The organism is Streptomyces sp. x-80, from assembly GCF_046549095.1.
GTDB classification, from domain to species: domain Bacteria; phylum Actinomycetota; class Actinomycetes; order Streptomycetales; family Streptomycetaceae; genus Streptomyces; species Streptomyces celluloflavus.
In genome coordinates this window covers 314,999-329,577 of sequence record NZ_JAJPWM010000004.1, presented here as the reverse complement: position 1 = coordinate 329,577, position 14,579 = coordinate 314,999, and the positions used below count along the sequence as shown (strand labels likewise).

Annotated in this window: 14 protein-coding genes; 9 read left to right on the top strand and 5 right to left on the bottom strand. The window is 73.9% G+C overall.

Going from position 1 to position 14,579, the window contains the following annotated elements:
• Positions 1-147 precede the first annotated feature (147 nt).
• Positions 148-1,275 (top strand): succinyldiaminopimelate transaminase, encoded by a 1,128-nt coding sequence (dapC, locus tag ACLJWH_RS09565; RefSeq protein ID WP_411141160.1) that lies wholly within the window; start codon positions 148-150, stop codon positions 1,273-1,275.
• A 101-nt stretch (positions 1,276-1,376) separates the two neighbouring features.
• On the opposite strand, the gene ACLJWH_RS09560 is transcribed toward dapC, so the two are convergent.
• Both ACLJWH_RS09560 and ACLJWH_RS09555 read right to left on the bottom strand, forming a co-directional pair.
• Complete coding sequence (locus ACLJWH_RS09560) at positions 1,377-1,832, bottom strand: ATP-binding protein (RefSeq protein WP_411141159.1); 456 nt, start codon at positions 1,830-1,832, stop codon at positions 1,377-1,379.
• A gap of 302 nt (positions 1,833-2,134) precedes the next feature.
• A complete protein-coding gene (locus ACLJWH_RS09555; RefSeq protein ID WP_411141158.1) occupies positions 2,135-3,073 on the bottom strand; it encodes a heavy metal transporter in 939 nt (312 codons plus the stop codon).
• A 40-nt stretch (positions 3,074-3,113) separates the two neighbouring features.
• Between ACLJWH_RS09555 and dapE the strand changes: the two genes are divergently transcribed.
• On the top strand, positions 3,114-4,205 hold the full coding sequence (gene dapE / locus ACLJWH_RS09550) for a succinyl-diaminopimelate desuccinylase (protein ID WP_411141157.1): 1,092 nt from the start codon (positions 3,114-3,116) through the stop codon (positions 4,203-4,205).
• A 101-nt stretch (positions 4,206-4,306) separates the two neighbouring features.
• Positions 4,307-5,071, top strand: a complete 765-nt coding sequence (locus ACLJWH_RS09545) for a TIGR00730 family Rossman fold protein (protein ID WP_411141156.1) — start codon at positions 4,307-4,309, stop codon at positions 5,069-5,071.
• 22 nt (positions 5,072-5,093) lie between these two features.
• Here the strand turns inward: ACLJWH_RS09545 and folP are convergent, their stop codons facing one another.
• Positions 5,094-5,954: a dihydropteroate synthase gene (gene folP, locus ACLJWH_RS09540; protein WP_411141155.1), complete on the bottom strand. Its 861-nt coding sequence runs from the start codon at positions 5,952-5,954 to the stop codon at positions 5,094-5,096.
• Between the two features lie 92 nt (positions 5,955-6,046).
• Between folP and ACLJWH_RS09535 the strand changes: the two genes are divergently transcribed.
• Together ACLJWH_RS09535 and ACLJWH_RS09530 are read left to right on the top strand one after the other, a co-directional pair.
• A complete protein-coding gene (locus ACLJWH_RS09535) occupies positions 6,047-6,520 on the top strand; it encodes a DivIVA domain-containing protein (protein ID WP_411141154.1) in 474 nt (157 codons plus the stop codon).
• Entirely contained in the window at positions 6,517-7,167 is a 651-nt protein-coding gene (locus ACLJWH_RS09530) for a DNA-3-methyladenine glycosylase I (RefSeq protein WP_411141153.1), read from the top strand. Before ACLJWH_RS09535 ends, ACLJWH_RS09530 begins: the two co-directional genes overlap by 4 nt.
• Before the next feature lie 34 nt (positions 7,168-7,201).
• Here the strand turns inward: ACLJWH_RS09530 and ACLJWH_RS09525 are convergent, their stop codons facing one another.
• Positions 7,202-8,002: an enoyl-CoA hydratase-related protein gene (locus ACLJWH_RS09525; protein WP_411141152.1), complete on the bottom strand. Its 801-nt coding sequence runs from the start codon at positions 8,000-8,002 to the stop codon at positions 7,202-7,204.
• A 315-nt stretch (positions 8,003-8,317) separates the two neighbouring features.
• On the opposite strand from ACLJWH_RS09525, the gene ACLJWH_RS09520 reads away from it, so the two are divergent.
• Positions 8,318-8,485 carry a DUF3117 domain-containing protein gene (locus tag ACLJWH_RS09520; protein WP_003985072.1) on the top strand — a complete coding sequence of 56 codons (168 nt, stop codon included), beginning with the start codon at positions 8,318-8,320 and terminating at the stop codon, positions 8,483-8,485.
• A gap of 214 nt (positions 8,486-8,699) precedes the next feature.
• On the opposite strand, the gene ACLJWH_RS09515 is transcribed toward ACLJWH_RS09520, so the two are convergent.
• Positions 8,700-9,383, bottom strand: a complete 684-nt coding sequence (locus ACLJWH_RS09515) for an O-methyltransferase (RefSeq protein WP_411141151.1) — start codon at positions 9,381-9,383, stop codon at positions 8,700-8,702.
• Positions 9,384-9,659: 276 nt separating this feature from the next.
• On the opposite strand from ACLJWH_RS09515, the gene sigE reads away from it, so the two are divergent.
• The 3 genes from sigE to ACLJWH_RS09500 all read left to right on the top strand — a co-directional run bounded on the left by sigE (position 9,660) and on the right by ACLJWH_RS09500 (position 14,574).
• Positions 9,660-10,352 carry an RNA polymerase sigma factor SigE gene (gene sigE, locus ACLJWH_RS09510; protein ID WP_411141150.1) on the top strand — a complete coding sequence of 231 codons (693 nt, stop codon included), beginning with the start codon at positions 9,660-9,662 and terminating at the stop codon, positions 10,350-10,352.
• Positions 10,349-11,284, top strand: a complete 936-nt coding sequence (locus ACLJWH_RS09505) for a zf-HC2 domain-containing protein (protein ID WP_411141149.1) — start codon at positions 10,349-10,351, stop codon at positions 11,282-11,284. The genes sigE and ACLJWH_RS09505 overlap by 4 nt, the downstream gene beginning before the upstream one ends.
• Before the next feature lie 530 nt (positions 11,285-11,814).
• Complete coding sequence (locus ACLJWH_RS09500) at positions 11,815-14,574, top strand: trypsin-like peptidase domain-containing protein (protein ID WP_411141148.1); 2,760 nt, start codon at positions 11,815-11,817, stop codon at positions 14,572-14,574.
• Positions 14,575-14,579: the final 5 nt, after the last annotated feature.

The window sequence follows — 14,579 nt, the reverse complement described above, 5'->3', positions numbered from 1 at the left end:
CGAGGGCGCCCGCCCGCACCCTCCCGTCTCCTGGTCGTCAGCGGTCGCACGGCGCCGCCCGGTCCCGTACGGCCTCACTGCCGTACGGGACCGAGGTGTTTCGTGCCGACGCATCCGACCGCCCCCCTCGCCGAGAAAGAGAGCACCGTGGCAGCCTCCGCCCGCCCGTCCGCCGCCCCCCAGTCGCTCCGCGGCCGCCTGCCCGTCTTCCCCTGGGACCGGCTGGAGCCGTACAAGACCGCCGCCGCCGCGCACGCCGACGGCATCGTCGATCTGTCCGTCGGCACCCCGGTCGACTCCGTGCCCGCGGTGGTCCGGCAGGCCCTGACCGACGCGGCCGACAGCCCCGGCTACCCGACGGTGTGGGGGACCCCCGCGCTGCGCGACGCGCTGACCGGCTGGGCCGCCGGCCGGCTGGGCGCCCGTGGCCTGGCGCACACCAACGTGCTGCCGATCGTCGGCTCCAAGGAGCTGGTGGCCTGGCTGCCGACCCAGCTGGGCCTGGGCGCCGGCGACCGGGTCGCCTACCCGCGCCTGGCCTACCCGACGTACGAGGTCGGCGCGCGGCTGGCCGGTGCCGAACCGGTGGTCTACGACGACCCGACCGCGCTCGACCCCGCCGGGCTGAAGCTGCTGTGGCTCAACTCGCCGTCCAACCCCACCGGCCGGGTGCTGAGCGCCGGCGAGCTGCGCCGTACCGTCGCCTGGGCCCGGGAGCACGGTGTGCTGGTGGTCAGCGACGAGTGCTACCTCGAACTGGGCTGGGACGCCGACCCGGTCTCGGTGCTGCACCCGGACGTCTGCGGCGGTTCCCTCGACGGCATCGTCGCGGTCCACTCGCTCTCCAAGCGCTCCAACCTCGCGGGCTACCGTGCCGCGTTCCTGGCCGGCGACGCCGCCGTCCTGGGCGAGCTGCTCCAGATCCGCAAGCACAGCGGGATGATGGTCGCCGCCCCCGTCCAGGCCGCCATGATCGCGGCGCTGGGCGATACCGCCCACGTCGCGGAGCAGCGCGAACGCTACGCCCGCCGCCGCACCGCGCTGCGCGCCGCCTTCGAGGCCGCCGGGTTCCGCATCGAGCACAGCGAGGCGTCGCTCTACCTCTGGGCGACCCGCGACGAGCCCTGCTGGGACACCGTCGGCGATCTCGCCAAGCGTGGCATCCTCGTCGCCCCGGGCGATTTCTACGGTACGGCGGGGGAGCGGTTCGTCCGGATCGCCTTCACCGCCACCGATGAGCGGGTGGCCGCCGCGGTGCGCCGCCTGGCGCCGTGAACCGCTGAGCGCGCGGGCGCGGACGACGCGCAGGGGCCCGGGGAGTTCGCTCTCCCCGGGCCCCTGCGCGTCGTACGGTGGCCGACCGGTCAACGGCCCGCTCAGCCGCCGAGCAGGCCGTTGACCGGCAGTCCCTTCAGCGCGGTCTGGCCGAGCGGCAGGCCGCCGAGCAGGCCCTTGGCCGCGTCGGCGACCAGGGTGTCGGTCGAGATGCCCTTCTTGGCGGTCCTGCGGACCAGGCCCTCCGCGGCGTCGGCGGCCTTCTGCGTGGTCGGGGCGGCCTGCTGGATCACCGCGCCACCGGTCTCGATGAGCGCCGGGGCGAGCGTCTCCGCGGCCTTGTGGCCGGCGGTGTTCACCACGCCGATGCCGTCCTTGGCGGTGTGGTCGAGGTTCTCGCTGGTGCCCGCGGAGTCCAGGGTGGTCAGTCCGCCCAGGTCGGGTGCCTTGGGCAGGTCCGCGGCGCTCGCGGTACCGGCCACCGCGGCCACGGGAGCCGCGCTCGCTGCGATGAGCAGGGCGGCTCGGGCGATCCGACGCGTAACGGGGAGGGACATGGTGCTCCTTTTACGGAGAGGGACGCGTACTTCTGACAGATGTGCCACGTCCGCCGGGCGGACGCCCTGACTACCGCGTCAGGTCCCCGAAGGTTGCGGTGAACTCCGGTAAAGAATTGGTAACGCGTCACATAATCGGCACTGGATAAAGGCGCGAAATATGTACGCGGAATGATGACCGCAGAAAACGTCACGGTGCTTCGCGAACAAGGGAATTGCGGAACCCGGTGGCCGCGTTCTGCCGAACTGCCGTACCGGGAAAAGGAATTGGCGCCGGTGACTCTTTCAGGGGATACGGCGCACTATTGCGCGGCGGTGATACGGACGTCACCCGCGGTCTGACCCGGGGCCGCGGCCGTGCCGTCCTGCCCCTGCCAGCCCTTTGCCGCATCGGCCGCCGTCCACGTCCGGCCGGCGTAAGAGATCTGTTCGATGTGGAGTTCGTCGGAGTGCGCCAGCGCCCAGGTCGCCAGCTCCCAGCCGCGCCGCGCCGCATCGCCGGTGGCCCCGGCCCCGGACTGCTGCACCGGCACCGTCAGACTCTGCCCGCCGCCCGCGGCCCGACCGCCCGCGCGGCCCGTCCGCGGCAGCACCTCCGGGCCGAACTCGCGCACCAGCTTCTCCCGCACCTTCGCGACACCGGGCGCCTTCCCGTCCGCCGGCTGGTTCCCGGTGCACGTCATCGCCCCCGGATCGCGGCCGGTGAGCGCCCCGCTCAGCTGTGTGGCATTCGCCTCGTGCTTCGCGTACGCCTGCGGATAGCCGCTGCGCTGCACCTTCTGCGCCGCGACGGTCAGCGGCAGCCGGGAGTAACCGGGCACCTTCGCCAGATGCGTGTAGAACTCCCCGGCCGAATAGACCGGGTCCATGATCTGATCCACGGTGCCCCAGTCCTGGGACGGCCGCTGCTGGAAGAGGCCGACCGAATCCCGGTCGCCGAAGTGGATGTTGCGCAGCCCCGACTCCTGCATCGCGGTCGCCAGCGCGATCGTCACCGCCCGCTCCGGGAGCCCGCGCGAGGACGCCACCGCCGAGATCGTCGCGGCGTTCGCGGCCTGCTCGGGGGAGAGCTCGTACGCCTCGGCCTCGCCCTCGGCGCGCACCGTGCAACGCGGCGCCCCGGGGCCGCCGGTCAGGTACTGCACCAGCAGATAGCCGGCCAGTCCGAGCAGCACGACGAAGGCCGCGGCGGTTCGCCAGAGGCGGGTACGGCGCGTGGGGGCAGAGGGCTGGGCAGACACGCAGCCCACCGTACTGGAGGCCGGCGGTAGGGTCGGCCCCATGGACCGCCCCGCACGCCACCCCGCCCTCGACCTCACGCGCGACGCCGCCGAGCTCACCGCACAGCTCGTCGACTTCCCCTCCGAGAGCGGGCACGAGAAGGACCTCGCCGACGCCGTGGAGCACGCGCTGCGCGCGCTGGACCACCTGACCGTCGACCGGTACGGCAACAACATCGTGGCCCGTACGCATCTGGGCCGCGCGGAGCGGGTGGTGCTCGCCGGGCACCTCGACACCGTGCCGATCGCCGGCAATGTGCCCTCCCGGCTCGACGAGCACGGCGTCCTGTGGGGCTGCGGCACCTGCGACATGAAGTCCGGGATCGCCGTCCAGCTGCGGACGGCCGCCACCGTCCCCGCCCCCAACCGCGACCTCACCTTCGTCTTCTACGACAACGAAGAGGTCGCCGCCCACCTCAACGGCCTCGGCAAGGTGGCGGACGCCCACCCCGACTGGCTCGCCGGTGATTTCGCCGTCCTCCTGGAGCCCTCCGACGGCCAGGTGGAGGGCGGCTGCCAGGGCACCCTGCGGGTCCTGCTGCGCACCACCGGGGAGCGCGCCCACTCCGCGCGCAGCTGGATGGGCGCCAACGCCGTGCACGCCGCCGCCCCCATCCTGGGCGCGCTCGCCGCGTACGAACCGCGCCGCCGGGTGATCGACGGTCTCGAATACCGCGAGGGCCTCAACGCCGTACGCGTCGAGGCCGGCGTCGCCAACAACGTCATCCCGGACGCCTGCACGGTCACCGTCAACTTCCGCTACGCGCCGGACCGCAGCCCCGAGGAGGCCCTCGCCCACGTCCGCGAGGTCTTCGCCGGCTGCCCGGTGGACGAGTTCATCGTCGACGACCACTCCCCGGGCGCGCTGCCCGGCCTCTCCCACCCGGCGGCCAAGGCGTTCATGGAGTCCGTCGGCGGCAGCGCGCACCCCAAGTTCGGCTGGACGGACGTCTCCCGCTTCAGCGCCCTCGGCGTCCCGGCCGTCAACTACGGCCCCGGCAACCCCCTGCTCGCCCACAAAAAGGACGAACGGGTGCAGACCGACCGCATCCTGCACTGTGAGGAGCGGCTGCGCGCCTGGCTGACGGACTGACCGCCCGCCGGCCGCCCGCCCGCCCCGCGAATCCTGCTGCGCCGCGCGCCGGTGCACCTAGGCTGAGCAGGCAAGGTTCTGTTCAGTGGAGGGAGCACGTCATGGCCAACCCCGAGGGAGTGCCGGCCCCGGAGGAGCAGCGGCTGGGTCCCGTACTCCGCCGTCGCGACCAGGTGCAGACCGGTACCACGGACCAGCGGCTGCTGGACTGGCAAGGTCCCTCCGAGTGGCTGCACACCGACCCCTGGCGAGTGCTGCGCATCCAGGCGGAGTTCGTGGAGGGGTTCGGCGCGCTCACCGAGCTGGGCCCGGCCATCAGCGTCTTCGGCTCCGCGCGCACGGCACCGGACTCCGAGGAGTACGACGCCGGGGTGCGGATCGGAAAGGCACTGGTGGAGGCCGGGTTCGCGGTGATCACCGGCGGCGGTCCCGGCGCCATGGAGGCCGCCAACAAGGGCGCCAGCGAGGCCGGCGGCGTCTCCGTCGGCCTCGGCATCGAGCTGCCCTTCGAGCAGGGCCTCAACGCCTATGTGAACCTCGGCGTCGACTTCCGGTACTTCTTCGTCCGCAAGACCTGCTTCGTGAAGTACGCGCGCGGGTTCGTCGTGCTGCCCGGCGGGCTCGGCACCCTGGACGAGCTCTTCGAGGCGCTCACCCTCGTCCAGACCGGCAAGGTCACCCGCTTCCCGATCGTGCTGTTCGGCACGGCCTACTGGAGCGGGCTGATCGACTGGCTGCGCGACACCCTCATCGCCGGGGGCAAGGCGTCCCTGCACGATCTGGACCTCTTCCACCTCACCGACGATGTGGCGGAGGCCGTCGCGCTGGTGACCAAGGAAGCCGGGATGGGCCCGGACCGGACCTGACCACCGGCCCGGACACGGAACCTCAGACCAGTCCCCGGCGGGCGACCGCCGGGGGCCGGTGGCCGGCGATCGAGGCCACCATGTCCAGCACCTGCCGGGTCTCGGCCACCTCGTGGACCCGGTAGACCCGCGCACCCAGCCAGGCCGACACGGCGGTGGTGGCGAGGGTGCCGAGGACCCGCTCCTTGACCGGCCGGTCGAGTGTCTCGCCGACGAAGTCCTTGTTGGACAGCGAGACCAGCACCGGCCAGCCGGTGTCCGCCATCTCGCCGAGCCGGCGGGTCGCCTCCAGGCTGTGCCGGGTGTTCTTCCCGAAGTCGTGCCCCGGGTCGATCATGATCGCGTCGCGCCGGACGCCCAACTCCACGGCCCGCTCGGCCAGTCCGCGCGTCACCCGGAGGATGTCCGCCATCACGTCCTCGTACGTCACCCGGTGCGGGCGGGTACGCGGCTGGGCGCCACCCGCGTGCGTGCACACCAGACCGGCGCCGTACCGCGCCGCGACCTCCGCCAGCCGGGGGTCGACGCCGCCCCAGGCATCGTTGAGCAGATCGGCGCCGGCCTCGCAGACCGCCTCGCCGACATCGTGCCGCCAGGTGTCGACGCTGATCACCACATCGGGGTGGCGCCGGCGCACCTCGGCGACGAACCCGACCGTGCGGCGCGCCTCCTCCTGCGCACTCACCTCCTCGCCGGGACCGGCCTTGACCCCGCCGATGTCGATGATCGCGGCGCCGTCGGCCACCGCCTGCTCGACGCGGGCGAGCGCGGGCTCGTCGCGGAACGTGGCGCCCTGGTCGTAGAAGGAGTCGGGGGTCCTGTTGACGATCGCCATGATCACCTGTTCGTGCGCACCGAACTCGCGATTCCCCAGCCGCAGCATTCCTTGACTCCTTCTCCGTGGTCCGCCAGCGACCCTAACTGTCACACCCGCATGGCACGATCGGTACAGAGACATAGCCCGGGGAGTTGGTCGTGTTCTGGTTCTTGCTGATCGCGATGGTCGTGGTCGTGGCCGCGGTCACGCTCGTCGTCCTCGGCGGCGATGACGGCGGTGGGCTGCGGGACGCCGAGCCGGACCGGCTCCACGACCCGCTGCCCGACGACCGCCCGGTCGCCCGCGCCGATGTGGATGCCGTCCGCATCCCGGTGAGCGTCCGCGGCTACCGGATGTCCGAGGTCGACGACGTACTGGACCGCCTCGGCGCCGAGCTGGCCGAGCGGGACGCGCGGATCGCTGAGCTGGAGGCGGCCCTGGCCGGCGCGCACGCCGCGGCCATGGGCGGCCCGGGGCCGGCCCAGGACCACCGGCCCGGCCTCGGCACCGCGGGGCTCCCGAGAACCCCGGAGGCCCCGGAAGCCCCGGGAACCTCCGAAGAACCGGTCGCCCCGAAGACCCCGAAAGCCCCGGAGGCCCCGGGCACCCCCGAAGGCGAGGAGCGGGCATGAGCGACGTAGTGACGGCCCCCGACGGCATCCCGCGCTGTCCGTGGGGGATGGAGTCGGAGCAGATGGCGGACTACCGCGCCTACCACGACACCGAATGGGGCCTGCCGGTCCACGGCGACGACGCGCTCTTCGAGCGGATGAGCCTGGAGGCGTTCCAGTCCGGGCTCTCCTGGATCACGATCCTGCGCCGCCGGCCGGGCTTCCGCACCGCGTTCGCAGACTTCCGGATTCCGGCGGTGGCGCGGTTCACGGACGCGGACGCCGACCGGCTGCTCGCCGACCCCGGCATCATCCGCAACCGCGCCAAGATCGCCGCGACGATCAACAACGCCCGGGTCGCCGCCGCGCTGGCCCCCGGCGAGCTGGACGAGCTCATCTGGTCCTACGCCCCCGACCGGGCCGCCCGCCCGGCGCCGCGCAGCCGCGACGATGTGCAACCGGTCACCCCGGAGTCCACGGCGCTCGCCAAGGACCTCAAGAAGCGCGGCTTCCGCTTCGTCGGCCCGACGACGGCGTACGCCATGATGCAGGCATGCGGCCTGGTCAACGACCACCTGGCGGGCTGTCATGTCCGCGCGGCCGCGGAGGCCGCCGCCAGACGGGACGGGGCCGGACAGGGCGGGGTCCCGGGCGCCGCGGCCAGCTGACCGGGCCGCCCGGGGCCCCGCCCGGCGCCGCCGTTCAGCGTCCCAGGAAGACCGGCTTCTCCTTCTTCACGAACGCCTCCACCGCGATCCGGTGGTCCTCCGAGGCCCCGGCCCGCACCTGGAGCTCATCCTCCTTGCCGAGGGTCTCGGCGAGCGAGTGCCCGGCGCCGTAGGCGAGCGACTCCTTGAGTGCGGCGTAGGCGGCGGTCGGGCCCTGGGCCAGCCGGCGGGCGACGGCCGCGGCCGCGTCGGCCAACTCGTCCGCCGGGACGACCTTGTTGGCGATGCCCAGCTCGTACGCCTCCTGGGCGCCGACGGTGCGCGGGAAGAGCAGCAGATCGGCGGCCCGGCCGTGTCCGATCAGCCGCGGCAGCGTCCAGGACATCCCGGAGTCGGCGGTCAGCGCGACACCCGCGAAGGAGGTGTTGAAGGACGCGGAGTCGGCGACGACGCGGTAGTCGGCGGCCAGCGCGAAGCCCGCGCCGGCGCCCGCCGCGACGCCGTTGACACCCGCGACCACGGGCTTGGGCATCTCCGCCAGCGCCGTGACGATGGGGTTGTAGTGCTCGCGCACGGTGGTCATCGTGCTGCCCGCACCGCTCGCCCGGTCCGCGGCCAGCAGCCCGATGTGCTCCTTGAGGTCCTGTCCGACGCAGAAGGCGCGCCCCGTGGCGGTCAGCAGCACGGCGCGTACGGCGGGGTCGGCGGCGGCCTCCCGGAGGGTGTCCCGGAGCGCGACTTTCGCCTCGATGTTCAGCGCGTTCATCGCGTCGGGGCGGTTGAGCGTGATCGTCGCCAGCCCGTCGGTCAGGTCGTAGAGCACGGTGTCGGCCATGGTGAGGGTCCTCTCCGTAGCGGATCGGACTGCGCGGCAGCGTCAGTCAGCGCTCAGAATGCCGGAGATCACCGGCCACCGGCATGTGACGTACGTCAAAGAATGAGGGCGGGCCGGGCGGCGGAGAGTGGCGCAGTATCGCAGCCCGCTCCCCGAATTGAGTGGTTTTGAGAGAGCGCGTTGCCGAAGGGATGCTGTCCGATGTTGGTCATCGGGTCGTTCGATGCGGGATAATGGCTTGGAAGCAATGTGTTCGATGCCGGTGACACGTGGGTTGTCGGCTGCGATGAGCTGGTTTCAGGAAGGGGAACGAGCATGGCGGCCATGAAGCCGCGGACGGGCGACGGCCCGCTCGAGGTGACCAAGGAGGGGCGGGGCATCGTCATGCGTGTTCCGCTCGAGGGCGGCGGGCGACTCGTCGTCGAGCTGACACCCGACGAGGCCAAGGCCCTGGGCGAGGCCCTGGAAAAGGTCACCGTCTGACAAGGGCGGAACAACCGCTGCGGTTCCCCGGGGGCTGACCCCTGGTACTCCCAGCCGAATACCCCGGCTCCGGCAGGCGGCGCGCAGACACTGCGCGCCGTGTGCCGGAGCCGCTTCGTTGTCCCGGCGCATCCGGCGGGGCACCGACGGGACGGCGCGGGGTACGGAGGGACGGCGCTGGGCGGGGTGGGACCAGGCGGGACGGGGCGGGGGGTCAGCCGCGCTTGACCGCGCAGAGCAGCCCGTCGCCGACCGGCAGCAGCGACGGCACCAGCGCCGTGCTCTCCCGGACGGCCCGCAGCAGTTCGCGCAGCCGGAGCACCTCGGTGGGCTGCTCCGCGGCGTCGACCGTACGGCCGTCCGCGAAGACGCCCTCGAAGCAGACCAGCCCGCCGGGGCGCAGCAGCCGCAGCGATTCGGCCAGATAGTCCAGGCATTCCGTCAGATCGCCGTCGCAGAAGACGAGGTCGTAACCGCCGTCCGCGAGACGGGGCAGTACGTCCAGGGCGCGGCCCGGGATGAAGCGCGCGCGGTTGCCGGCGAAGCCCGCCGCGCGGAACGCCTGCTTGGCGAAGGTCTGCCGCTCCGGTTCGAGATCGACGGTGGTCAGCACACCGTCCGGGCGCATGCCGTGCAGGAGGTAGATGCCCGACACGCCCGTGCCGGTGCCGATCTCGGCGACCGCTTTGGCGTCCGCGGTGGCGGCGAGCAGGCGCAGGGCCGCGCCGGTGCCGGTCGACACCGTACGGATGCCCGCCTCCCGCGCGCGGTCACGGGACCAGCGCAACGCGGCGTCGGCGGTGCCGTCGATGGTCCCGGCGCCGTACGCCTCGGCAAAAGCCAAGCTCGTCTGCCGGTTGCCGGTAATGGCCTTCTCCTGTCCCCGTAGTTGACGCAACCGTGACTGTATCCGCTGTGTGCGGGAACCCGCAGATGGGACCGGGCGTTCACAGAGGGCAGGGGGGATGTGCTGATGAAGACCGAGCGACGCGCGGTACAACGCCAGAAGCAGGACCAAATGAAGGTCAAATCTGCTTATCCGGAGCTAACGGGCGAGGTGGATATGGTAGGGGCTCTACTGGACACCACCAGAGCCACCAGGGGAGGTGCGGCTGCGGCGGGTGACCCAAGGGTGCCGAGGCGCTTGCGAAGGTCGTTCGCCGAGCCGAAATCCGTGACCAACACCGCTGACCGTATCCGTCCCCAGAGCCTCAAGGGCCGGGGCGGGGCCACCGCCGCCGACTCCGCGCCCACTGCGACCTTCGCCACAGACGCGGATCCCCAGGCGTGGACTCCGCCCAGCTGGGAGGAGATCGTCAGCACCCACAGTGCACGGGTCTACCGCCTCGCCTACCGCCTCACCGGCAATCAGCACGACGCCGAGGATCTCACGCAGGAAGTGTTCGTCCGCGTCTTCCGCTCGCTGTCGACGTACACCCCGGGCACCTTCGAGGGCTGGCTGCACCGCATCACGACCAACCTCTTCCTGGACATGGTCCGCCGCCGGCAGCGCATCCGCTTCGACGCGCTCGGTGACGACGCGGCCGAGCGGCTCCCCAGCCGCGAGCCCTCTCCCCAGCAGCACTTCAACGACACCCACTTCGACGCCGATGTCCAGCAGGCGCTGGACACCCTCGCGCCCGAGTTCCGCGCCGCCGTGGTCCTCTGCGACATCGAGGGCCTGTCGTACGAAGAGATCGCCGCGACCCTGGGCGTCAAGCTCGGCACGGTCCGCAGCCGGATCCACCGCGGCCGCTCCCACCTGCGCAAGGCGCTCAAGCACCGCTCCCCGGCGGCGCGCGCCGAAGAGCGCGAGCAGCAGCGGGCGCTGGCCGTGGTGTCTACGGGGGAGGTCGGAATCGCGTGAGCGGTACAGGCGGTCCGTCCCCCGCCGAGCAGCATCTCGGCGACCGCCTCGCGGCCCTGGTCGACGGCGAGTTGGGCCATGACGCGCGCGAGCGGGTGCTCGCGCATCTCGCGACGTGCGGAAAGTGCAAGGCGGAGGCCGATGCCCAGCGCCGGCTGAAGAGTGTCTTCGCCGAGATGGCGCCCCCCGGCCCCTCCGAAGGGCTGCTGGCGCGCCTCCAGCAGCTGCCCGGCGGCGATGCGAACGGCCCCGGCAGCCGGCTCGGCAGCGGCGGGCTCGGCCCCGGCGACTTCGTCTCCGGCGGCGGCTCGTTCGGCTATGTCCCCTCCGGGACCGGCCGGCACACGATGGGCGGTGTCCCGCCACAGCCCCGCGCGCGCGGCTTCCGCGTCCACCAGGCCGAGCGGCCCGCACCGCAGCGGCGCCGGTTCGCCTTCGCGGCGGCCGGCGCGGTCTCGCTCGCGGCGTTCGCGCTCGGCGGTGCCCTCCCGCTGGAGGCGGCCGTCGAATCGCCCAGCGGACGGGTGGAAGGCACCGGCACGGCCGCCACCCCGCTCAGCGCTTCCCCGGAGGGGGACGGTTCGCCGGTGCGCGGCGACGACTTCCTCGCGGTCGGGAACTCCTGGCCCCGGCCGTCGGCCGGTGCCCCGACCGCGGCTCCGGCCCCCAGCCCGATGGGCCTGTCCGGTCCTGTCACGGCCACCCCGCCGCGCTCCGTACCGGCCCTCGATCCGGCCGGCCGGTTCGGGCTGTCGCCGTCGACAGTGGCCGCCGCCACGGCGACGCCGTACCACCTCACACCGGCCGCCGCCGAGGCCATCCGGAACCTCCTCCGCGACGCCCCGCGCCCGCACCCGCCCCTGGAGCCCCTGCGGCCGCTGATCACCTCCGCGACCCCCACCACCTCCGGCGAGACCCCCGCCCAGCACTGACCGGGCCCTGCGCGCCCCCGCCCGGAACTGGTTGAATCGCTGTCGGGCGGCGCACCCCTGCCGGGGCGCGGGCCGCGAGGTGGCGGTGGCCCGTCTGAGGCGGGCGAAGTGGGGAGAGCATGGACGACGGTAGGGCCGCCGGGCCGAAGCTGAAGTGGTGGAGCCGCCCGGGACGCACCCCGGGCACAGAACCGTCCGCCGAGGCGGGGCCGCACACCCCGCTTCCCCCCGCCGACACCCCGGCAGCCGGCCCGGCGCCGGTGGACCGGGGCGCCGGTACAGCGGAGCGGCCGGACGGCACGGGCAGCGCGGAGAGTGCCGGTACCCAGGACATACCTGGCGCGGGCGCCCGGCCGCCCGCCGCCGGTGCGCCCGGCACGGCCGCCGCGCCGACGGTGCCGACCGAGCCGCCGACGGAGACGCGGGCCGGGGCGCCGACGGCTGACGGTGCCCTTCCTCCCACCGTGCCGACGGCTGACCATGCTGTTTCTCCCGCCATGCCGACGGCCGGCCGTGCGGTACCTCCCGCCGTGTCGTCGACCGACGATGCCCGTACTCCCGCCGGGTCGACGGTGACGCCCGGCCAGGCGCCCGCCGGTGCGCGGGACGAGACGGTGGGCGAAACCCGGGCCGAGATGCCGGTGGGCGCGGCCGCCGCGGCCGAGGCAGACGGCACGGCACCCCGGCAGCGGCCGCTCCATCCGGAGGACCCGTACGGCACGCCTCCGTACGGCGGTCCCGGGCCGTGGGCACCCGCGCCGCCGGTGCAGCGTCCGGTGCTGCCCGCAGCCCGGGGCGCCGTACCGCCGCCGCCCGCCGGGCCGCTGCCCGCGTACGGCGCGCCGGCCCCGGCCGCACCGGGCGCCCTGCCGCCGCAGGCCCCGATGCCCGGCGCGCCCCACCCGGGCGGCGCCGGGATATCCGTACCGCCCGCACAGCCGATGGCCGCCCCCGGGACGGCGGGCGACGGCCGTTCACCGGCCGCGCCCGTCGACGACCCCCGCCACCAGGCCGGAGCGGCCGAGGCGTACCCGGCCGGGGCGGCCAGTGTGGAGCGGCTCCGCCCGGCCGACGGTTCCGGCTCCCCGCAGCCGGAACCGCACCAGTCGGGAGCACACCAGCCCGAACCGCACCAGCCCGAACCACACCGGCCGGACCTGCGGAAGTCCGAGCCCGTCGACGACCCCCGCCACCAGGCCGGGACGGCTGATGCGTACTCGGTCGGGGCGGCCAGCGTGGAGCGGCCCCGCCCGGCCGACGGCTCCGGCCCCCCGCAGCCGGAACCGCACCAGTCGGGAGCTCACCAGCTCGAATCGCACCAGCCCGAACCGCACCAGCCCGAACCACACCGGCCGGACCTGCGGAAGTCCGCGCCCGTCGACGACCCCCGCCACCCGGCCGGGGCGGCCGACGCGTACCCGGCCGGGGCGGCCAGCGTGGAGCGGCCCCGCCCGGCCGACGGCTCCGGCTCCCCGCAGCCGGAACCGCACCAGTCGGGAGCTCACCAGCCCGAACCGCACCAGCCCGAACCACACCGGCCGGACCTGCGGAAGTCCGCACCCGACCAGACCACTGCCGTACTGCCCACCGTCGTAACGCCCACCGCGGTATCGGCGCCCACCGCCGCACCGCCCACCGGCCAGGAGGCCATGGCGGGGGCGGTCGGGGGGTCGGAGCGGGTGCCCGACGGCGGGTTCGTGCCGCGGCCCGGTGACGGCGGGCCCCGGTCCGCCGGGGCGCGGGCGGCGGTCGAGCGGGAGCGGACCGGTGGCGGCCACCCCCTGCCGCCCGAGCAGTCCCAGCCCCAGCCCCAGACCCAGACCCAGCCCCAGTCACCACACCAGCCCCAGCCGGCTCCCGTCCACCACCCAGCCACCGGCCCGTTCGCCACGCAGCCGCAGCCGCAGCCGCAGCCGCAGCCGCAGCCGCAGCCGCAGTCCGGCACGTCCGGCTACGGGCACCCGTACGCCCACGGTCAGGCAGCAGGACATCCGCACGGACCGGCACTCGACCACGGCCCCGGACCCGTCCCCCTGTCCGGGCACGCCCACGGGAACGCCCCCGGACCCGGCACCGCGCCCCTCCCCCCGCGCGACGCCTGGCAGCAGTACGACCCCTGGAGCGTGCCGTTGCACGGCGGTCCGGGTATGCCGCCGCCGGCCGTCCGGCGTGGTCGGCGGGGACCGCTGGCGGTCGGCGCGCTGGCGCTGGCGCTGCTCGCGGGCGGCGTCGGCGGCGGTATCGGCGCCTACGTCGAGCGCAACGGCGGTTTCCACGACATCAAGCTCCCGCAGGCCGGCGGGGAGCAGGGGGGCCGCAACCCCGAGAGCGTCGCCGGGATCGCGCAGACCGCGCTGCCGAGCGTGGTGACCATCCACGTACGCGGCAACGCGGAACAGGGCACGGGCACCGGCTTCGTCCTCGACCGGCAGGGGCACATCCTCACCAACAACCACGTCGTCGAACCGGCCGGCACCGACGGCCGGATATCGGTGACGTTCAGCGACGGCCAGACCGCCAAGGCCAAGGTCATCGGCAAGGACGGCGGCTACGACCTCGCCGTCGTCCAGGTCCAGGGCGTCACCGGACTGCGCCCGCTCGCCCTCGGCAACTCCGACTCGGTGCGGGTCGGCGACCCGGTCGTGGCGATCGGCGCGCCGTACGACCTCGCCAACACCGTCACCGCCGGCATCATCAGCGCCAAGCAGCGCCCGATCACCGCGGGCGGTGAGAAGGGCGACGGCGGCGAGGTGTCGTACGTGGACGCGTTGCAGACGGACGCGCCCATCAATCCGGGCAACTCCGGCGGCCCGCTGGTGGACGCCAAGGCGCGGGTGATCGGCATCAACAGCGCGATCCGCGCGGCCGACACCGGCGGCGGTCTGGACGATGGCAGCCGCGGGGGCCAGGGCGGCAGCATCGGCCTGGGCTTCGCCATACCGATCAACCAGGCCAAGCGGGTGGCCGAGGAGCTGATCAACACCGGCCGGGCGACGCATCCGGTCATCGGCGTCACGCTGGAGATGGAGTACGACGGTGACGGCGCGCGGGTCGGCCCGCAGAGCACGGACGACACGCCGCCGGTCACCCCCGGCGGTCCGGGCGCGAAGGCCGGGATCCGGGCGGGCGATGTGATCACCAAGGTGGACGGCGCGCCGGTGCACAGCGGTGAGGAGCTGATCGTCAAGGTCCGCAGCCACCGGCCGGGCGACACGCTGACCCTGACCCTCCAGCGCGGGGGCAAGGAACAGACCGTCGAACTCACCCTTGGCTCGTCCGCCACCGGCTGATCGTT